The sequence below is a fragment of the Neobacillus thermocopriae genome, from assembly GCF_010975035.1.
Classification (GTDB): Bacteria; Bacillota; Bacilli; order Bacillales; family Cytobacillaceae; genus Neobacillus; species Neobacillus thermocopriae.
Window position 1 is genome coordinate 165,807 of the sequence record NZ_JAAIUV010000002.1, and the last position, 20,525, is coordinate 186,331.

The 20,525-nt window shown below is 38.4% G+C and carries 17 protein-coding genes; all 17 read left to right on the forward strand.

The annotated features are described in order from the left end of the window. Positions 1 to 45 precede the first annotated feature (45 nt). Entirely contained in the window at positions 46 to 2,163 is a 2,118-nt protein-coding gene (gene pnp, locus G4Z05_RS02200; protein ID WP_163250262.1) for a polyribonucleotide nucleotidyltransferase, read from the forward strand. Between the two features lie 122 nt (positions 2,164 to 2,285). Continuing rightward, complete coding sequence (locus G4Z05_RS02205; RefSeq protein WP_163250263.1) at positions 2,286 to 3,233, forward strand: polysaccharide deacetylase family protein; 948 nt, start codon at positions 2,286 to 2,288, stop codon at positions 3,231 to 3,233. A gap of 97 nt (positions 3,234 to 3,330) precedes the next feature. Then, positions 3,331 to 4,569, forward strand: a complete 1,239-nt coding sequence (locus tag G4Z05_RS02210) for a M16 family metallopeptidase (protein WP_163250264.1) — start codon at positions 3,331 to 3,333, stop codon at positions 4,567 to 4,569. A gap of 169 nt (positions 4,570 to 4,738) precedes the next feature. After that, on the forward strand, positions 4,739 to 4,990 hold the full coding sequence (locus tag G4Z05_RS02215; protein ID WP_163250265.1) for a YlmC/YmxH family sporulation protein: 252 nt from the start codon (positions 4,739 to 4,741) through the stop codon (positions 4,988 to 4,990). 173 nt (positions 4,991 to 5,163) lie between these two features. Then, a complete protein-coding gene (gene dpaA / locus G4Z05_RS02220) occupies positions 5,164 to 6,060 on the forward strand; it encodes a dipicolinic acid synthetase subunit A (protein WP_163250266.1) in 897 nt (298 codons plus the stop codon). Positions 6,061 to 6,063: 3 nt separating this feature from the next. Further along, a complete protein-coding gene (locus tag G4Z05_RS02225; RefSeq protein ID WP_163250267.1) occupies positions 6,064 to 6,663 on the forward strand; it encodes a dipicolinate synthase subunit B in 600 nt (199 codons plus the stop codon). A gap of 188 nt (positions 6,664 to 6,851) precedes the next feature. Then, a complete protein-coding gene (gene asd / locus G4Z05_RS02230) occupies positions 6,852 to 7,898 on the forward strand; it encodes an aspartate-semialdehyde dehydrogenase (RefSeq protein ID WP_163250268.1) in 1,047 nt (348 codons plus the stop codon). 26 nt (positions 7,899 to 7,924) lie between these two features. Next, positions 7,925 to 9,169 (forward strand): aspartate kinase, encoded by a 1,245-nt coding sequence (gene dapG / locus G4Z05_RS02235; RefSeq protein ID WP_163250269.1) that lies wholly within the window; start codon positions 7,925 to 7,927, stop codon positions 9,167 to 9,169. Positions 9,170 to 9,300: 131 nt separating this feature from the next. After that, positions 9,301 to 10,173, forward strand: a complete 873-nt coding sequence (dapA, locus tag G4Z05_RS02240; protein WP_163250270.1) for a 4-hydroxy-tetrahydrodipicolinate synthase — start codon at positions 9,301 to 9,303, stop codon at positions 10,171 to 10,173. A gap of 154 nt (positions 10,174 to 10,327) precedes the next feature. After that, a complete protein-coding gene (locus G4Z05_RS02245; RefSeq protein ID WP_163250271.1) occupies positions 10,328 to 11,995 on the forward strand; it encodes a ribonuclease J in 1,668 nt (555 codons plus the stop codon). A gap of 104 nt (positions 11,996 to 12,099) precedes the next feature. Next, positions 12,100 to 12,855 carry a ClpP family protease gene (locus G4Z05_RS02250; RefSeq protein ID WP_163250272.1) on the forward strand — a complete coding sequence of 252 codons (756 nt, stop codon included), beginning with the start codon at positions 12,100 to 12,102 and terminating at the stop codon, positions 12,853 to 12,855. After that, a complete protein-coding gene (locus tag G4Z05_RS02255) occupies positions 12,852 to 13,082 on the forward strand; it encodes a YlzJ-like family protein (RefSeq protein ID WP_163250273.1) in 231 nt (76 codons plus the stop codon). Before G4Z05_RS02250 ends, G4Z05_RS02255 begins: the two co-directional genes overlap by 4 nt. Positions 13,083 to 13,206: 124 nt before the next feature. Beyond that, positions 13,207 to 15,558, forward strand: a complete 2,352-nt coding sequence (locus G4Z05_RS02260; RefSeq protein WP_163250274.1) for a DNA translocase FtsK — start codon at positions 13,207 to 13,209, stop codon at positions 15,556 to 15,558. Positions 15,559 to 15,857: 299 nt separating this feature from the next. Continuing rightward, complete coding sequence (locus G4Z05_RS02265; RefSeq protein ID WP_163250275.1) at positions 15,858 to 16,583, forward strand: GntR family transcriptional regulator; 726 nt, start codon at positions 15,858 to 15,860, stop codon at positions 16,581 to 16,583. 79 nt (positions 16,584 to 16,662) lie between these two features. Next, the gene (locus tag G4Z05_RS02270) at positions 16,663 to 17,739 is read left to right on the forward strand and encodes a BMP family lipoprotein (RefSeq protein WP_163250276.1); all 1,077 of its coding nucleotides are present in this window, start codon (positions 16,663 to 16,665) and stop codon (positions 17,737 to 17,739) included. 213 nt (positions 17,740 to 17,952) lie between these two features. Further along, positions 17,953 to 19,482 carry an ABC transporter ATP-binding protein gene (locus G4Z05_RS02275; protein WP_163250277.1) on the forward strand — a complete coding sequence of 510 codons (1,530 nt, stop codon included), beginning with the start codon at positions 17,953 to 17,955 and terminating at the stop codon, positions 19,480 to 19,482. Next, a complete protein-coding gene (locus G4Z05_RS02280) occupies positions 19,475 to 20,524 on the forward strand; it encodes an ABC transporter permease (RefSeq protein WP_163250278.1) in 1,050 nt (349 codons plus the stop codon). The genes G4Z05_RS02275 and G4Z05_RS02280 overlap by 8 nt, the downstream gene beginning before the upstream one ends. The last annotated feature ends 1 nt before the right edge of the window (position 20,525 follow it).

Sequence of the window (20,525 nt, forward strand, 5' to 3'; positions counted from 1 at the left end):
CGCATCATCCTCCTAAGTGATTTAGATAGAGAGGGGCAAAAAATTATGGAACAACAGAAATATGAGTATTCCATAGATTGGGCTGGTCGGAAGTTAACTGTTGAAATTGGGCAATTAGCCAAACAGGCTAACGGTGCTGTCTTGGTTCGCTATGGTGATACTGCCGTATTAAGTACGGCTACAGCTTCAAAGGAACCAAAAAATTTAGATTTTTTTCCATTAACTGTAAATTACGAGGAACGTTTATATGCAGTTGGGAAAATACCAGGTGGTTTCATTAAACGGGAAGGACGACCTAGTGAGAAGGCGATTTTGGCTAGCCGTTTGATTGACCGTCCAATTCGTCCATTATTTGCTGAAGGATTTCGAAATGAAGTTCAGATCGTTAGCATCGTGATGAGTGTGGATCAGGATTGTTCAACAGAAATGGCGGCTATGTTTGGATCTTCCTTAGCACTTTGTGTATCGGATATTCCGTTTGAAGGCCCAATTGCTGGGGTCGTAGTTGGCCGGGTAGACAATGAATTTGTTATTAATCCAACGGTAGAACAGTTAGAGAAAAGTGATATTCACTTAACGGTTGCTGGTACAAAAGATGCAATCAATATGGTTGAAGCAGGTGCTGATGAAGTTCCTGAAGAGGTTATGCTTGAAGCCATTATGTTCGGTCATGAAGAAATCAAGCGATTAATAGAATTTCAGGAAAAAATTGTCGCAGAAATCGGCAAAGAAAAAATGGAAGTGACCTTATATGAAATTGATAAGGAGCTTGAAGAAGAAGTAAAGGCAGCCTGTGAAGCGGATCTAATAAAAGCGATCCAAGTTCAAGAGAAACATGCTCGTGAAGATGCTATTAATGAAGTGAAAAATCGAGTGTTGGCTCAATATGAGGAACAAGAAGCAGATGAAGAAGTACTAAAACAAGTTAAACAGATTTTGGATAAAATTGTTAAAGCGGAAGTCCGTCGCTTAATCACAGTTGAGAAAATACGTCCTGACGGGCGCAAGATTGATGAGATTCGTCCATTGTCTTCACAAGTAGGTATTCTGCCTCGTACCCATGGATCAGGTTTATTTACCCGTGGTCAAACACAGGCATTAAGCATTTGTACTTTAGGTGCCATGGGAGATGTTCAAATTCTTGATGGCCTTGGAATTGAAGAAGAAAAACGCTTTATGCACCATTATAATTTCCCTTCCTTTAGTGTAGGAGAAACGGGCCCGATTCGCGGACCAGGTCGTCGTGAAATTGGTCATGGAGCACTTGGTGAGCGTGCATTGGAACCTGTTATCCCATCTGAAAAGGAATTTCCATATACGATCCGTCTAGTATCTGAAGTTTTGGAATCGAATGGTTCCACTTCACAAGCGAGTATTTGTGCAAGTACACTAGCCATGATGGATGCAGGTGTACCTATTAAAGCCCCAGTAGCAGGTATTGCAATGGGCCTTGTTAAATCAGGTGAGCACTATACTGTTTTAACGGACATTCAAGGAATGGAAGACCATCTTGGTGACATGGACTTTAAAGTTGCCGGAACTGCGAAAGGTGTAACGGCTCTTCAAATGGATATTAAAATTGATGGGCTATCTCGCGAAATTTTAGAAGAGGCTTTACAGCAGGCGAAAGTTGGAAGAATGCAGATTTTGGAATCTATGACTGCTACTATTGCTGAGCCTAGAGCAGAACTTTCCAAGTTTGCTCCAAAAATCTTAACCATGACGATTAATCCTGAAAAAATACGTGATGTCATTGGACCTAGTGGAAAACAAATTAATAAGATTATTGAAGAAACAGGCGTTAAGATTGATATTGAGCAAGATGGAACGATCTTTATTGCTTCAAGTGATCCAGCAATGAACGAAAAAGCGAAGAAAATCATCGAAGATATTGTTCGAGAAGTGGTTGTTGGACAAATCTATCTTGGAAAAGTAAAACGCATTGAGAAATTTGGTGCCTTTGTAGAAATTTTTGCAGGAAAAGACGGTCTTGTACACATTTCTGAGCTTGCTGAAGAGCGGGTAGGAAAAGTGGAGGATGTAGTTCAGATCGGGGACGAGATTTTAGTCAAAGTAACCGAAATTGACAAACAAGGCCGTGTAAATCTTTCCCGTAAAGCTGTTCTAAAAGAACAGAAAGAAAAGGCTGGAGAGAAACAATAATTTTGAGAACATCGTTTAAGATAATAGTCAGGGGCCATCATGTCCCTGACTATTTCATTATGAGCATCGTTCTACCTCGTCCATTCTATACATAATCTGTATAGAAGAGGGGGAAAGGTAGAATGAAGAGGATAAGTATAATTATATTGATCTGTATGATGGCATGGTTCTTTGTAAGCAACCCATTGGTAAACAAATATGTTTCCACACTAAAGTTCACCACACTGCCTGCAATTAATGAGTCAGATAAACTTTATCAGACGATTGTAAAAAAGGCAGATACATATGAAATTAAGCCTATTGATGCAAAAATCGATCCTGTATGGAAGGCGATTCCTGGTTATAACGGCATGAAGGTTGATATAGAAGCCTCTTATAAAAATATGAAGAAAAAAGGCGTTTTTGATGAAAAGAAATTAGTCTTTACCCAATGGCGGCCCAATGTCCATTTGGAGGACCTGTCTCCTGCTCCGATTTACAGGGGAAATCCAGAAAAACCAATGGTCTCTTTTATTATTAATGTTGCTTGGGGGAATGAATATCTGACAGATATGCTAGCAACGTTAAAGAAGCATCGTGTTTCGGCTAGTTTTTTTCTTGAAGGAAATTGGGTGAAGAAGAACCCAGATCTAGCGAAAATGATAGTTGATGCTGGACATGAAGTGGGCAACCACTCCTATTCTCATCCGGATATGGCGAAATTGACAGCTGCCCAGGCAAGACAACAAATGATTAAAACGAACGAAATTATCGAGGCCGTAACCGAGAAAAAAGTAAAATGGTTTGCACCACCTAGTGGAAGTTATCGAGAAGAAACAGTGAAAGTGGCACATGAATTAAAGATGAAGACCGTCATGTGGACAGTTGATACAGTAGATTGGAAAAAACCATCCCCTGATGTTCTAATTAACCGAGTAATTTCCAAAATTGATAAAGGTTCCATGGTACTCATGCATCCTACCGATGCCACGGCAAAATCTTTAGATCGTTTAATCACAGCCATTAAACAAAAGAATTTATCAATTGGTACAGTTTCAGAATTAATGAACGAAGAAAGAATCATGAAATAAGATGGAAGTAACATCTCATATTTGGAGAAAATCGTGATAGTAGGTATAATTAACTAATGGATAGTAGCATCTGCTGTTTATAGACAGGAGGAAATCGATGATAAACAAATACACATGCCAAAATGGAGTAAGAATCGTATTAGAACAAATTCCTACGGTACGATCAGTGGCGATCGGTATCTGGATAGGAACAGGTTCTAGGAATGAAAATCAACAAACGAACGGGATTTCCCATTTCCTTGAACACATGTTCTTTAAAGGTACCAAAACTAGGACTGCCAAGGAAATCGCAGAATCCTTTGATAGTATTGGTGGTCAAGTTAATGCTTTTACCTCAAAGGAATATACTTGCTATTATGCCAAAGTCCTTGATACTCATTCCAAAATGGCTTTGGATGTATTAGCAGATATGTTCTTTAATTCAACTTTTGTGGAAGAGGAACTAGTAAAAGAAAGAAATGTTGTCTTAGAAGAAATAAAAATGTACGAGGATACACCGGATGATATTGTCCATGATTTACTAGGAAGAGCTGTGTACGAAGATCATCCGCTTGGTTATCCTATCCTTGGTACGGAAGAAACATTAAACACCTTTACAGGTGAATCCTTAAAGAATTATATTCATGAAAGATATACACCTGAAAATGTGGTGGTTTCTATTGCTGGAAATGTACCTGAAAGTTTTATTAAAGAGGTAGAGAATTATTTCGGATACTATCAAGGAGGAAGTAAGGAAGCGAAGGAAAGTACCCCTGTTTTTCATTCGAATCGGATTTCCCGAAAGAAAGAAACAGAACAGGCGCATCTTTGCATTGGATTTGAAGGTTTAAAAGTTGGCCATGAGGATGTATACAGTCTTATTACTTTAAATAATATTTTAGGTGGCAGCATGAGTTCGAGGTTATTTCAAGAGGTTCGTGAACAAAGGGGCTTGGCCTATTCCGTATTCTCCTATCACTCTGCTTATTTAGATAGCGGTATGGTCACAATATATGGCGGAACGGGTGCCAAACAGCTAGATGTTTTATTTGATACAATTCAAGAAACACTAGAAAAACTCAAACAAACGGGGATTACTGAAAAAGAATTAACAAATAGTAAAGAGCAGCTGAAAGGTAGCTTAATGTTAAGCCTTGAAAGCACGAATAGCCGCATGAGCCGCAATGGGAAAAATGAATTATTATTAAAGCGCCACCGATCCCTTGATGAAATTATTGAACAAATTGACTCGGTAACGAAAGAAAGCGTGGATGAAATGGCGAGAAAGGTCTTTACAGATAAATTTTCTGTTGCCTTAATAAGCCCGAATGGTGAGTTACCAAAGAAATTAACATAATAAAGAGGGTTTCCTAAAAAGTTGAACTTTTAGGAAACCCTTTTTTGTTTATTAAAAACCTTTTCTATAGGAGGCCATACGTCGCTATGCAAGGCGTTTCGCTTTTCTTATTCTAAATAAGATTTTCCTTCTATAGAATGGTAGAAATAAGGTGGAGGTGTGTTCATGAATGAGGTTAAGTGAATTAAGCGGAAAAGAAATTGTTAATGTTAAAAAGGCAGAGCGATTGGGTGTTCTTGGCCAAACAGATTTAGAAATCAATGAAAATACAGGACAAATCCAAGCATTATTAATTCCAACTGTAAAATGGTTTGGTTTTCGGAAACAGGGAGAGGAAGTTAGAGTGCCATGGCAACATATAAAGAAAATTGGCAGTGATATGATTATCATCGATGTACCTGAAGAACAAAAAGAAGATTGAACCTATATTAAATAGTGATTAAAAAAAGCCCAAGCAAACGAATCATTGCTTGGGCTTTTATAATTTTTTAATAAATGGAAAACTCACCGATTTAGGCAATTTTACATAAGATGTTGAAGTGATAAGAGCTATTGAATGCCAAATGGATAATAAAAAAGAAGGTGAATGTTTTCATGCTGACAGGGATGCAAATAGCCGTCATTGGTGGAGATGCCAGGCAGCTGGAAATTATCCGAAAGTTAACTGAATTAGATGCGCGTATTTCACTTATTGGCTTCGAACAACTTGATCATGCCTTCACTGGTGCTGTAAAGGAAAAAATAAATGAAGTTGATTTTTCAAATATAGATGCCATTATTTTACCAGTAGCTGGAACGAATTTAGAAGGACAAATAGAAACGATTTTTTCAAATGAGAAGGTTGTTTTAACAGAGGACATTCTCTTAAAAACGCCTGAACACTGTACGATTTATTCAGGAATTAGTAATGCCTATTTAAATGGTATTGTGAAAGCGGCTAAGAGAAAATTGGTTCAATTGTTTTCACGTGATGATGTGGCTATTTATAATTCCATTCCAACTGTGGAAGGAACGATCATGATGGCTATCCAGCATACGGATTTCACCATCCATGGTTCTAACGTAACCATACTTGGACTTGGACGCTGTGGAATGAGTATTGCAAGAGCGTTCCATGGGTTAGGAGCAAAAGTAAAAGTAGGCGCTAGAAGAAGTGAACATCTTGCTAGAATTACCGAAATGGGTGTGACACCCTTTCACTTAAGCAATATTGAAAAAGAGGTAACGGATACCGATATTTTAATCAATACTATTCCGAAACTAGTTGTCAGTGCGGCAGTTATCGCCAAGCTTCCAGCACACACGCTTGTTATTGATATTGCTTCTAAACCTGGAGGTACAGATTTCCGATATGCGGAAAAAAGGGGGATTAAAGCATTACTTGCTCCGAGCCTGCCAGGTATTGTTGCGCCAAAAACGGCTGGGCAAATTTTAGCCGATGTTCTATCTCAACTGCTCCAAGAGGACTTAGTTAACAGAAAGGGGAAATAATTAATGAGTTTAAAAGGGAAGAGAATTGGTTTTGGCTTAACTGGATCTCACTGTACGTATGATGCCGTTTTTCCCGAAATTGAAAAACTAGTTCAAGAGGGAGCGGAGGTAGTACCTATTGTTACATTTACTGTGAAAAATACTGATACCCGGTTTGGAAAGGGGGAGAATTGGGTACAGCGTATTGAGGAATTAACAGGCAATACAGTAATCGATTCGATTGTAAAAGCAGAACCATTAGGCCCTAAATATCCACTCGATTGTATGGTCATCGCCCCATTAACGGGTGTCTCTATGAGTAAATTTGCAAATGCCATCAATGACAGTCCTGTATTAATGGCAGCAAAAGCTACTTTGCGTAACTTAAAACCTGTTGTACTTGGTATTTCTACTAATGATGCACTTGGTCTAAATGGAGTAAATTTGATGCGGCTGATGGCGACAAAAAATATTTACTTCATCCCTTATGGACAGGATGATCCAATTAATAAGCCCAATTCGATGGTAGCGAGAATGACTCTGTTAATAGATACAGTAAAGGCAGCTTTAGAGGGTAGGCAACTCCAACCTGTTTTAATTGAAAGATATAAAGATGGAGAGTAAAATCCTTTTCCCCAAGTACTTAAATGGTTATTTCTTCATTGGAATATGTTAAAATAAATTAATCATGAATCAGTGGGTTTTTTCCTTAACCGACTGAGATGGTTTACCAATACAATAAAATAGTATGCTGGCATCAAAACTATTTTCAGTGGAAATAACCAGCGTAGAGATTGGAAAGGGGAACTAGAATGAGTCAAAAAGGGTTTCATGTCGCAGTAGTTGGAGCAACTGGTGCAGTAGGGCAACAAATGATTCAAACTTTAATGAAGGAAAAATTTCCTATTGGAAAATTAACCTTACTTTCTTCCGCTCGTTCTGCTGGAAAAAAGGTAAATGTGAACGGTGAGGAATATACCGTACAAGAGGCAACTCCTGATAGTTTTGAAGGAGTGGATATTGCCTTGTTCAGTGCGGGTGGCAGTGTATCTAAGGAACTTGCTCCTGAGGCTGTTAAGCGCGGTGCCGTTGTGGTTGATAATACAAGTGCCTTTCGTATGGAAACTGATGTACCTTTAGTTGTACCAGAAGTGAACGAAAGTGACTTGTATCATCATAAAGGAATTATCGCTAATCCGAACTGCTCTACCATTCAAATGGTTGTCGCCCTCGAACCTATTCGCCAAAAGTTTGGCCTTAAAAAGGTTATTGTATCCACCTATCAGGCTGTTTCCGGTGCAGGAGCGGCTGCTGTAGAAGAACTAATGGATCAGACAAAAGCGATCTTGAATAAAGAAAACTATGAACCAAATATCCTGCCAGTAAAATCAGATAATAAACATTATCAAATCGCATTTAATGCCATTCCGCAAATTGACAAATTTCAGGAAAATGATTTTACTTTTGAAGAAATGAAAATGATTAACGAAACGAAGAAAATCATGCATTTACCAGACTTGCAAGTTGCTGCAACTTGTGTCCGTCTCCCTATTGCAGTTGGGCATTCAGAGTCTGTATACTTTGAAATTGAATCAGAACATGTAACAGCCCAAGAAATTAAAGAAGTATTAAAAGATGCACCTGGTGTTGTTTTACAAGATGAACCAGAAAATCAATTGTATCCAATGCCGGCTGATTGTGTAGGGAAAAATGAGGTTTTTGTTGGAAGAATTAGAAAAGATCTTGATGAACCACGTGGCTTCCATATGTGGGTTGTTTCCGATAACCTTTTAAAAGGCGCAGCTTGGAATTCAGTGCAAATTGCTGAGAGATTAATCGAATTAGGTCTAGTAAAATAAATGTTTTCATTAAAGGCAGGTTAATTATGAAAATCATCGTACAAAAATTTGGCGGTACATCTGTCAAGGATGAGAATAGCAGAAAACATGCACAAAGACATATTGAAAAGGCATTAGCTGATGGCTATAAGGTTGTAGTGGTTGTTTCAGCTATGGGGAGAAAGGGAGATCCCTATGCTACCGACACCCTTTTATCACTAATCGGTGGAAATGGAAGTAAACTTACTAAACGGGAACTAGATATACTAATGTCCTGTGGAGAAGTTATTTCAAGTATCGTTTTTACCAATATGCTGCTTGAAAGTGGAATTCATGCTACGGCGTTAACTGGAGCACAAGCCGGATTCAGAACCAATAATGATCACACCAATGCAAAAATAATGGAGATGAAATGTGACCGGTTACTAAGGGAACTTGAGCACCATGATGTCGTAGTTGTCGCAGGATTTCAAGGTGCGGCAAAAAACGGAGATGTCACTACCATTGGACGAGGTGGAAGTGATACCTCCGCTGCTGCGTTAGGGGCAGCTTTAAACGCTGAATGGATTGATATTTTTACAGATGTGGAAGGAATCATGACCGCTGACCCGAGAATTGTTGAAAATGCACGTCCACTTTCCGTTGTTACTTATACTGAGGTTTGCAACATGGCCTATCAAGGTGCGAAAGTAATTCATCCAAGAGCGGTCGAAATCGCCATGCAGGCGAAGGTACCCATTCGAATTCGTTCAACGTATTCAGATTCCATGGGAACGTTAGTTACATCCTTAAATAAAAATAATCGTGGTACTGATATTAAAGAACGATTAGTAACTGGCATTGCCCATGTTTCAAATGTTACTCAAATTAAGGTGTTTGCAAAGAAAGATCAATATTACCTGCAAGCTGAAGTATTTAAAGGGATGGCCAATGAAAATATAAGTGTAGATTTTATTAATATCTCACCTAACGGCGTTGTGTATACTGTCAGTGAGGAGATGACTGAAAAGGCCATTCGTGTCTTGAATGAACTAGGACATGAGCCAGTGGTTGAACGTCACTGTGCTAAAGTTTCCGTGGTAGGAGCAGGAATTGCTGGTGTCCCTGGGGTCACTTCAAAAATTGTTACGGCTCTATCTGATCAAGGGATAAGAATATTACAGTCAGCTGATAGCCATACAACTATTTGGGTACTAGTAAAGCAAGAAGACTTGATTAAATCAGTCAATGCGCTCCATGATGCTTTTCAATTGGAAGTAGAATCATTTGAATATAATCAGTCAAATTGGTAAAATGCTTCAAGTGAAATGACTATGGGCTTTGACTTAGCTCTAGGTTGATTTGCTACGAAGGTGGCAAATGATCAACCGATTAACCATTACTTCGTAGAATATGGCAACATTTAAGTAAAGGAGCATTTAAAATGTCTCATTTCGGGCGAGTGTCCACGGCAATGGTCACACCCTTTGATAATAAAGGGCATATTGACTTTGCCAAGACAACAAAGTTAGTCAATTATTTAATAGAAAATGGTACGGATTCACTTGTTGTTGCTGGAACAACAGGTGAATCACCAACATTATCAAAAGAAGAAAAACTTGCTTTATTTCAGCATGTTGTAAAAGTGGTTAATAAAAGAGTTCCGGTTATTGCCGGTACTGGTAGTAATAACACTTACTCATCGATAGAATTGACAAAAAAAGCGGAACAAATTGGTGTAGATGGGATCATGCTAGTAGCCCCATATTATAATAAGCCGAATCAGGAAGGTTTATATCAGCACTTTAAAGCAGTTGCGGAATCTACCACGCTTCCTGTAATGCTTTATAATATTCCAGGCAGAGCGGTTGTTAATATTCAACCAGAGACAATTATCCGACTATCAAAAATCCCAAATATTGTGGCAGTCAAGGAAGCAAGTGGGGATTTAAATGCAATGACAACCATCATAGCAAATACAGATGAGAATTTTGCTTTATACAGTGGAGATGATGGGCTAACCCTTCCTGTTTTAGCTATAGGTGGCGCAGGAATCGTATCTGTTGCATCACACATTATCGGAAATGAAATGCAACAAATGATTAAGGCATTTTTGGATGGAGATCATAGAAGTGCTGCTAAACTTCATCAAGAGCTGTTACCAATTATGAAGGCACTTTTTGCTGCTCCAAGTCCAGCACCAGTTAAAACCGCTTTACAACTGAAAGGTTTAGATGTAGGAACTGTTCGGCTGCCGCTTGTTGGTTTAAATGAACAGGAACGGTCAGCATTAATCGATGTATTATATAAAAAATAGATACTATAGGTGACCAACCGAATTATTCGGTTGGTTTTTCATTTTTATGGATTCCAATCGATTTTGTTTTTGGTTGTAAAGGCTTTCCGGTTTCAAGTATAATAAACGTAACTGATTTCGGTCGGCTTTAGTTCAACATAGGAGGAAACGGATTGTGATAAATAAAAAGAATCAATCCATCAAGTTCATTGCACTTGGTGGGGTAGGAGAAATCGGAAAAAACATGTACCTTGTGGAAGTGGACGAGGACATTATTATCATTGATGCTGGCATAATGTTCCCCGAGGAAGAAATGCTAGGCATCGATATGGTTATCCCAGATATTACATATCTCAAAGAAAACGAAGAACGAGTGAAAGCCATCTTTTTAACTCATGGGCATGAAGATCATATTGGTGCCCTTTCCTACGTTTTACGGCAAATCAATGTTCCTGTTTATGGAACGAAATTGACATTGGCTTTGGCACATGCCAAATTAAAAGAACAAGACTATCAGGAAAAAACCAATTTTATTGAGATTGATTCGAATACAATCGTAGAGCTAGATTCCGTAAATGTTAGTTTCTTTAGAACGAACCATAGCATTCCGGATTCTGTAGGTGTATGTATCCATACATCGGAAGGAATTATTGTATATACCGGTGATTTTAAGTTTGATCAAGCTGCTACAAAGTTTTATCGTCCGGAAATTGGAAAAATGGCAGCTATAGGTGAACAAGGTGTTCTATGTTTATTGTCTGATAGTACGGAAGCTGAGAAACCGGGTTATACAGCTTCAGAATCCATTGTTAAACATGAATGGTCCAATGCTTTTTATAATGCTCAAGGAAGAATCATTGCTGCCTGTTTTGCATCAGACATCAACCGAATTCAACATATTTTTGATGTGGCAAAAGAAAATAATCGAAAAGTAGCTGTTGTTGGAAAAAGTTTGGAAAGAATATATCATATCGCATTAGATTTAGGCTATTTGGAAGTAGATGACGAATTAATTATTTCCATCGATCAAATTAAAGATTACGAGGATCGGGAAATCGTTGTTTTAATGACCGGAAGTCAAGGAGAACCAATTGAGGCCCTTCAAAAAATGGCAAAACAGCAGCATAAACTCTTGAATATTCAAAAAGGTGATACCGTGTTAATTGCTAGCTCACCACTTCGAGGGAGCGAATTGTTTTTATATAAAACGGTTGATATGCTATTTAGAGCAGGGGCGAATGTCATCACTGGAAAGCGGACAATTCATGTATCTAGTCATGGTAGCCAGGAAGAATTAAAATTTATGATTAACCTGATGCAGCCAAAATTCTTTATTCCGGTTCATGGGGAATATAGAATGCTGAAAGCTCATCGGAAAATTGCCTTGGATTGCGGCCTAAAGGATGAGCAGATTATTATTCCTGACTGTGGAGATGTGGTGGAATGGAAAGGTAGGACCTTTGCTGTTACTGGAAAGGTACCATCTGGAAATGTGTTAATCGACGGAATAGGTGTCGGTGATGTTGGGAATATCGTTTTAAGAGATCGAAAGCTTCTATCACAAGATGGAATTTTAATTGTGGTCGTTACATTAACGAAGCAAGAAAAAAATATAGCCGCAGGACCAGAAATCATATCAAGAGGTTTTGTTTATGTTCGAGAGTCGGAAAAACTAATGGGTGATTCCACTAAATTAGTTCGTGAAATTGTCGAGGAGAATCTGGCAAAAGGATCGTTTGAATGGTCAAGCTTAAAGCAGGAAATCAGAGATGATCTGAGCCGTTATCTCTTTGAAAAAACAAAACGAAGACCAATGATTTTGCCAATTATTATGGAGGTTTAATAAGAAAAGGTATCGGAAAATCCGGTACCTTTTTCTATTCTGGTGGGATTTTTTTCTCCGATACGTAAATACTAATCCATATCATGCCTGAAGGGAGAATAATGATGAAATACGATTGGTTTAAAAATAATGCTGGTACACAAGAAGGCGGGGAGCCTCAAAAAGAGGAAAAGCCTTCATCACCATTAATGGAAAAAATTCAACAGTTAGGACAAACCAATGTACCTCAGCTTTCCTCCGATTCTAAAATACATTGTTTAACGATTGTCGGTCAAATAGAAGGACATATGGCACTACCGCCGCAAAATAAAACAACCAAATACGAACATATTATTCCACAGTTGGTCGCCATTGAACAAAACCCAAATATTGAAGGTGTTTTAATTGTTTTAAATACGGTGGGAGGTGACGTGGAAGCAGGATTGGCAATATCTGAAATGCTTGCCACCTTATCCAAACCAACTGTTTCCATCGTATTAGGTGGAGGACATTCTATCGGTGTACCTATTGCTGTTTCTTGTAATTATTCCTTTATCGCAGAAACCGCAACGATGACCATCCATCCGATTCGATTAACTGGTTTGGTCATTGGCGTACCTCAAACTTTTGAATACTTGGACAAAATGCAAGAGAGGGTTGTCAATTTTGTTACGAAGCATTCGAAAATTTCGGAAGAAACCTTTAAGGATTTAATGTTTGCCAAAGGGAATTTAACAAGAGATATTGGTACAAATGTAATTGGTCCGGATGCAGTGAAATATGGTCTGATAGATGAAGTAGGAGGGATTGGTCAGGCCATGAAGAAATTATATGAATTAATTGAGTTAAGGAAGGATAAAAAAGAGGGGCTGATTCAATGATTTTATATACGATGATGCCCCATGAATTAATATTTCCTTATGATGGAAACGCCTATGAAAAACAACAAATGGTTTCCTATCAAGGGATTCCATTGCTCGTAGAACCGGTCGATCAGCAAAATGTTCAAGTATTACGGATATTGAGTAGTGATCCACAGCATTATTTACATGCCAATTTATCACCAGGATCAAAAATTTCTTTTTCAAATCTTGATCCCGTACAGTAAATGTAGGATGAAATTATGGTATAATAAGGTTATAAATACAAGAGCAGCCATTCATAAGGCTGCTTTCTTCCTTTTTCTTGAAGATAATGTAAAAGTTTATAGTATTTAAAATATAGGTGATGAAATGGCCAAAAAAAAGAAAAGACAACCAAAAAGAAGTGATCAACAACTTAAGAGGACCGTTCAATATGAACTATCGGCTCTAGCAATCCTAGCATTAGCCATAATAGCCATTGCGAAGCTTGGAGTTGTTGGAAGGGGAACGGTACTATTCTTCCGTTTTTGGATGGGAGAATGGTATATGCTAGGTTTGTTGGGACTGTTATTTTTAAGTATTTTTTTAATGTGGAAAAGGGAAATACCATTCCTATTTCAAATTAAATTAGTAGGTAGTTACTTTGTTGTTTCCGCTATTCTATTATTAAGTCATGTGACACTATTTCATTTACTTACCAAAGAAGGAAATTTTAATAACCCAAGTGTGATCGCAAATACTTGGGAGTTGTTTATGATGGAAGTTCGCGGTGACACGAGTACAACTGATCTCGGAGGAGGAATTCTTGGGGCAATTCTTTTTGCCTTATTCCATTACCTTTTTGCAGAAACAGGTACGAAAATCATTGCTTTTATTTTCATCATTATCGGTTTTATTCTCTTAACAGGAAAATCATTTGGCGATTTTGTTGGAAAAATCATACTTACTATTCTAGATTTTATTAAAACACAATGGGCTGCATTTAAGTCAGATGTGTCTGACTGGAAACAAAAACAACAAGATCGTAGAAAACACAAACAAATAGAGAAAAACCAAAAGCAGCAAAGTGGGCAGAATGATCAAGAGTCCATTCATGATGCGGCAAAATTGAATGAAAATGAGGTTTCGGTTGTACCGGAACCAATTATATCAAACTTTGCCGATCGAGCTTATCCAGATACGGAAGCCCATAAAACGGAGAATGCAAAAGAACAGCCAAAGGCAAAGACAAAAAAACAGGAAGAACCGGAGGAGGATTCTACTCCTCCAATGACCTTTACCGAGGTGGAAAATGTCGATTATCAGCTACCGCCACTTAAGCTATTAAAACGGCCAAAGAAAACCGACCAAAGCGGGGAATACGAGCTGATTAACAAAAATGCTGCTAAGTTGGAAAGAACCTTCCAAAGCTTCGGTGTAAAAGCACGAGTCACACAAGTACACTTAGGACCCGCAGTCACAAAATATGAGGTTCATCCTGATGTAGGTGTGAAAGTAAGTAAAATTGTCAGCCTAAGTGATGATTTAGCGTTGGCGCTTGCTGCTAAAGATATCCGAATTGAAGCACCGATCCCCGGTAAATCAGCGATTGGTATCGAAGTCCCGAATTCGGAAATAGCGATGGTTTCCTTAAGAGAAGTACTAGAAGCTACCCATCATAATAAACCAGAGTCAAAACTGTTAATTGGATTAGGAAGAGATATTACAGGGGAAGCCGTTGTTGCTGAATTAAATAAAATGCCGCATCTTCTCGTTGCCGGGGCTACCGGTAGTGGGAAGAGTGTATGCATCAACGGGATTATTACAAGTATTTTAATGCGGGCAAAACCACATGAGGTAAAATTGATGATGATTGATCCGAAAATGGTTGAACTAAATGTGTACAACGGAATTCCTCATTTGCTCGCACCTGTAGTAACGGATGCAAAGAAAGCTTCGCAGGCATTGAAAAAAGTAGTTAGTGAAATGGAAAGAAGATATGAATTATTTTCCTATTCAGGGACACGTAACATTGAAGGCTATAATGATCATATTAGAAAACATAATCTTGAGGAAAATGATCAACAACCTCTATTACCATATATCGTAGTTATTGTAGATGAGTTAGCCGATTTAATGATGGTGGCATCTTCAGATGTAGAAGACGCAATTACCCGACTTGCCCAAATGGCTCGTGCTGCTGGCATTCACTTAATTATCGCCACTCAAAGACCATCGGTAGATGTCATCACTGGAGTTATTAAGGCCAATATTCCTTCCCGTATTGCTTTTGCAGTTTCAAGTGCAACGGATTCTAGAACGATCTTAGATATGGGAGGGGCCGAAAAACTTCTCGGTAGAGGGGACATGCTATTCATGCCGGTTGGGGCCACCAAGCCACTCCGTGTCCAAGGTGCATTCTTATCTGACCAAGAAGTGGAGGATGTGGTGCAGTTTGTCATTTCACAACAAAAGGCTCAATATCAGGAGGAAATGATTCCTGATGACATTCCGGAGGCTACTGGAGAGGTCGATGATGAATTATATGACGAGGCTGTTGAATTAGTAGTGGAAATGCAAACAGCTTCTGTATCCATGCTTCAACGTAGATTCCGCATCGGATACACAAGGGCAGCACGTCTCATTGATGAAATGGAGCTTCGCGGTGTGGTTGGACCGTATGAAGGGAGCAAACCACGAGCTGTATTAATTTCTAAAAATAATGAAGAGAAAAGTTCTTAACAAGGGCTACATGGTCCTTGTTTTTTTTTACTATTTTAGGACTATTAGACAATGATTTACAGTAAAATGATACTATAAATCATACATCAAAACAGGAAAATAGGAATAACGAAATTTAATTATATCAGACCTAATAATGAAAAAAATAGAAGAATTAGGACATTTGCAAACAATATGCCTTTTTTCGACAAATTCATCAAAATTCTATTTATTTCTCGCATAAAACATGGTAATATTAGTTCGATTAGTAGGAATGATATCAGAGGTCTGATGTCTTAGGAAAAGGCTGGAGGTTGCACATGTCAATAAAGTCAGATAACCGGCATTTATATTTACAAGTCATTGATCACCTGAAACAAGATATTGAAAAAGGGGTATATAAAGAAAAAGAAAAATTACCCTCAGAATTTGATCTTGCTAAACAGCTCGGAGTTAGCAGGGCAACACTTCGAGAAGCTTTGCGTATACTAGAGGAAGAAAACGTTATCATTAGGCGTCATGGAGTGGGAACTTTTGTTAACTCAAAACCACTGTTCACTTCAGGAATTGAACAGTTAAACAGTGTCACTGACATGATTAAACAAGTCGGCATGAAACCTGGGACTATTTTCTTAAGTTCCACGAAACAAGATCCTACCGAAGAGGACATTCGTCGGTTCTCATGTTCTGAAACTGAGGAAATGGTCGTGATTGAGAGGGTAAGAACCGCCAATGGGGAACCAGTCGTCTATTGTATTGACAAGGTACCTGCCCGAATTTTACCAGATACCTTTTCACATGAAGAGGAGTCTATCTTTAATATTTTAGATGTGGAAGCAAATAAAAGAATTACATATGCGGTTGCCCAGATTGAACCAATTGGTTATCACGAAAAGATTTCCCCAATTTTAGAATGTGATCCTGAGACGGCATTATTAGTTCTTAAACAAATGCATTTCGATGAAATGGATGAACCAGTCCTATTTTCGGTAAACTATTTTAAGGCGGATAAGTTTCGCTTTCATGTACTTAGGAAACGCGATTAATTTATTATGGAAATGCAGCGAATCCAGACTTTGACATTTCTACTTAATCAAACAACATTTTCTTAGGGGGTAAAAAACCTTGAAAAAGCGTAAAATTGGTATGGCACTTTCAATGGTTCTTACTGCTGGGACACTTTTAGGGGCATGTGGAAAAGCAGACGACAACGGCGGTGAAAAAGGTGGAGAAAAGAAAGACAATTTCTCTGTAGCAATGGTAACTGACGTTGGCGGTGTTGATGACAAATCCTTTAACCAATCTGCATGGGAAGGACTTCAAAACTTTGGTAAAGAAAATGGCTTAGAAAAAGGTAAAGGTGGTTATGATTACATCCAATCTAAGTCTGATGCTGATTATGCAACTAACTTAAATACATTAGTTCGTCAAGATTTTGATTTAGTATATGGAATTGGTTTCTTAATGCAAGCTGCTGTAGAAGAAATTGCGCAACAACAAAAAGATGCACATTTTGCGATTGTTGATGCAGAAGTACAACAACCAAACGTTGCAAGCATTCTATTTAAGGAGCAAGAAGCAGCATTCCTTGCTGGGGTAGCTGCCGCACTTACGACCAAAACAAATCACATCGGTTTTATCGGAGGAATGGAAATTCCTGTTATCGAACGTTTTGAATCTGGATTCTTAGCAGGTGTAAAAGCAGCTAAACCTGAAGTACAAGTAGATGTTCAATATGCTGGAGCATTTGATAAAGCTGAAGTGGGACAATCCATTGCTTCGAAAATGTATTCTTCTGGTGCAGATGTGATTTTCCACGCAGCAGGTGCAACCGGTAATGGATTATTTAAAGAAGCATCTGACCGTAAGGCGAAAGCACCAGATAAAGATTTTTGGGCAATCGGTGTGGACCGTGACCAAGCTGACATGGGACCTGAAATTGTCTTAACATCTGCTCTTAAGCGTGTTGATGTTGCGGTGCAAGACCTTGCAACAAAAGCAAAAGACGGCAACTTCCCTGGTGGTGAAATTGTATTATATGGACTTCAGGAAGATGGTGTTGGCTTAGCACCAATTAATGATAAAGTTGCTAACAAAGCTGATATCGAATCCGCTGTTAAGGATTGGATTGAAAAGATTAAATCCGGAGATGTTAAGGTTCCTGGCACCCGAGAAGAGTTGAAATCATTTAGCGTAAAGTAATGAAATAATAATGGCAGGAATAAGCAGAATTTTTCTTCAACTGTTTATTCCTGCTTGATGAAATTTTAAGTGAAGTGCAGAATGGTTTTCTGCCATTCACTTAAGGTTTTAGAGTGGGGAAAATTCCCTGTTTTTTTAAAACCTGGAAAGGTCTGACCTCTTACAGCTATTGGTCATAATTTCCATCTACCTTCATTACAGGGAGTGAGAATAATGGAATATGTAATAGAAATGCTCAACATTCGTAAAGAATTTGGAAATTTTGTTGCGAATGATAACATTACTTTGCAATTAAAAAAAGGGGAAATTCATGCATTACTCGGTGAAAATGGTGCAGGGAAATCGACTCTAATGAACGTTCTATTCGGATTATATCAACCAGATGGTGGGGAAATCCGGGTAAAAGGAACTCCAGTAAAAATTTCAAATCCGAATGTTGCAAATGATTTAGGGATTGGAATGGTGCACCAGCATTTTATGCTTGTCGACACATTTACAGTCACTGAAAACATTATTCTTGGTAGAGAGATTACGAGTGCGGGCAAAATCGATTTGAAAAAAGCTGAGCAAGAAGTACGTCAAATTTCTGAACGTTATGGTTTATCGGTTGATCCACAGGCGAAAATCTCAGATATTTCTGTCGGTATGCAGCAAAGAGTTGAAATTTTAAAAACTTTATATCGTGGTGCAGAGATACTCATTTTTGATGAACCGACTGCTGTATTAACCCCTCAGGAAATAAAGGAATTAATACAAATAATGAAAACGCTTATTAAGGAAGGAAAATCCATTATCCTGATCACGCATAAGCTTAAGGAAATTATGGAAGTGGCTGATCGTTGTACGGTTATTCGTAAAGGTAAGGGCATCGGTACCGTTAATGTTAGTGAAACCAATCCGAATGAACTGGCAAGTTTGATGGTTGGTCGAGAAGTAGTATTTAAAACAGAAAAGGTAGAAGCAACACCAAAGCATGATGTTCTTGAGGTAAAAGATTTAACTGTTAAAGATGCACGTGGTGTGACAGTGGTTAATGGACTCAATTTAACAGTCCGTGCCGGTGAGATTGTAGGGATTGCTGGTATAGATGGTAATGGACAATCGGAATTGATTGAAGCAATCACTGGATTACGCAAAGCCGAAAGCGGCAGCATTAAGGTAAATGGCAAGGAATTAATTAATCTTTCACCAAGAACCATTACAGAATCTGGTGTAGGTCATATTCCGCAGGACCGTCATAAACATGGATTGGTGTTGAACTTCCCTATAGGGGAAAATATGGTTTTACAAAACTATTACCAAAAACCTTACTCCAAAAATGGAGTGTTAAATTTTCATAAGATTTATGAGCAAGCAAAAAAATTGATTCGTGAGTTTGATGTTCGGACTCCAAGTGAATATACGTTAGCCCGTGCACTTTCAGGTGGTAACCAACAAAAGGCGATTATTGGTCGTGAAGTGGATCGGGATCCAGATTTATTGATTGCTGCACAACCAACCCGTGGTTTAGATGTTGGAGCTATTGAATTCATTCATAAACGGTTAATTGAACAGCGGGATAAAGGAAAAGCTGTTTTGCTTGTTTCTTTTGAATTGGATGAAATCATGAATGTCAGTGACCGTATCGCCGTAATTTATGAGGGGAAAATTGTAGCTATTGTCAATCCAAAAGAAACCGATGAACAAGAGCTTGGATTGCTAATGGCTGGGTCGAATAGAAAGGAAGCGGGTGCACATGTCTAAACGCTTAACAAATATATTAACACCAATTATTGCTGTATTACTTGGTATTCTCGTTGGTACGATTATTATGTTGGCTAGTGGTTATGATCCGGCTGCTGCCTATATTGCTTTATGGAATGGAGCATTTGGCGATATTTATTACATTGGAGAAGTGATTAGACAGTTTACTCCTTACATTTTAGCGGGGTTAGCTGTAGCATTTGCCTTCCGTGTTGGTTTGTTTAATATCGGTGTTGAAGGTCAATTTATCGTTGGCTGGACCGCAGCAGTTTGGGTGGGAGTTGCATTTGAACTTCCACGTATTATTCATTTACCTTTAGCCATTTTAGCTGCGATGATTGCTGGTGCGTTATGGGCGTATATACCAGGTTTATTAAAAGCTCGTTTTCGTGTACATGAAGTTATTGTTACGATCATGATGAACTATATTGCATTACACGTAACAAACTATATCATCAGAAATGTTTTGGCATCTAAAAGTGGTGACAAAACAGATCTTGTCAAGGAAACAGCATCTTTACGTTCTGAGCTGCTTCAAAGTATGACGGACTATTCTCGCTTACACTGGGGAATTATCTTAGCCATCATATGTTGTTTCATTATGTGGTTCTTATTAGAAAAAACAACCCGTGGATTCGAATTGCGTGCGGTAGGGTTTAACCAACATGCTGCCCAATATGCCGGTATGAATGTGAATAGAAACATTATTCTTTCTATGCTCATTTCAGGGGCATTTGCCGGATTGGCCGGTGCAATGGAAGGATTGGGCACATTTGGATATGCTGCTGTTAAAGGTGGATTTACTGGTGTAGGATTTGAAGGTATTGCGATTGCTTTATTAGGTGCCAATACAGCTTTAGGAGTATTCTTCTCGGCGATCTTATTTGGCATATTAAAAGTTGGATCATTAAACATGCCACTTGAAGCAGGCGTACCAAATGAACTAGTAAATATTATTATTGCATTGATTGTATTCTTTGTCGCTTCAAGTTATATCATTAGAGTATTTCTTGAACGATTCAGTAAGAAAGGGGTGAAGTAAA

What these genes read in the sequence shown, in the direction of transcription:
- pnp (WP_163250262.1), top strand. Translation starts at nt 46, where the DNA reads ATGGAACAACAGAAATATGAGTATTCCATAGATTGGGCTGGTCGGAAG.
- G4Z05_RS02205 (WP_163250263.1), top strand. Translation starts at nt 2,286, where the DNA reads ATGAAGAGGATAAGTATAATTATATTGATCTGTATGATGGCATGGTTC.
- G4Z05_RS02210 (WP_163250264.1), top strand. Translation starts at nt 3,331, where the DNA reads ATGATAAACAAATACACATGCCAAAATGGAGTAAGAATCGTATTAGAA.
- G4Z05_RS02215 (WP_163250265.1), top strand. Translation starts at nt 4,739, where the DNA reads ATGAGGTTAAGTGAATTAAGCGGAAAAGAAATTGTTAATGTTAAAAAG.
- dpaA (WP_163250266.1), top strand. Translation starts at nt 5,164, where the DNA reads ATGCTGACAGGGATGCAAATAGCCGTCATTGGTGGAGATGCCAGGCAG.
- G4Z05_RS02225 (WP_163250267.1), top strand. Translation starts at nt 6,064, where the DNA reads ATGAGTTTAAAAGGGAAGAGAATTGGTTTTGGCTTAACTGGATCTCAC.
- asd (WP_163250268.1), top strand. Translation starts at nt 6,852, where the DNA reads ATGAGTCAAAAAGGGTTTCATGTCGCAGTAGTTGGAGCAACTGGTGCA.
- dapG (WP_163250269.1), top strand. Translation starts at nt 7,925, where the DNA reads ATGAAAATCATCGTACAAAAATTTGGCGGTACATCTGTCAAGGATGAG.
- dapA (WP_163250270.1), top strand. Translation starts at nt 9,301, where the DNA reads ATGTCTCATTTCGGGCGAGTGTCCACGGCAATGGTCACACCCTTTGAT.
- G4Z05_RS02250 (WP_163250272.1), top strand. Translation starts at nt 12,100, where the DNA reads ATGAAATACGATTGGTTTAAAAATAATGCTGGTACACAAGAAGGCGGG.
- G4Z05_RS02255 (WP_163250273.1), top strand. Translation starts at nt 12,852, where the DNA reads ATGATTTTATATACGATGATGCCCCATGAATTAATATTTCCTTATGAT.
- G4Z05_RS02260 (WP_163250274.1), top strand. Translation starts at nt 13,207, where the DNA reads ATGGCCAAAAAAAAGAAAAGACAACCAAAAAGAAGTGATCAACAACTT.
- G4Z05_RS02265 (WP_163250275.1), top strand. Translation starts at nt 15,858, where the DNA reads ATGTCAATAAAGTCAGATAACCGGCATTTATATTTACAAGTCATTGAT.
- G4Z05_RS02275 (WP_163250277.1), top strand. Translation starts at nt 17,953, where the DNA reads ATGGAATATGTAATAGAAATGCTCAACATTCGTAAAGAATTTGGAAAT.
- G4Z05_RS02280 (WP_163250278.1), top strand. Translation starts at nt 19,475, where the DNA reads ATGTCTAAACGCTTAACAAATATATTAACACCAATTATTGCTGTATTA.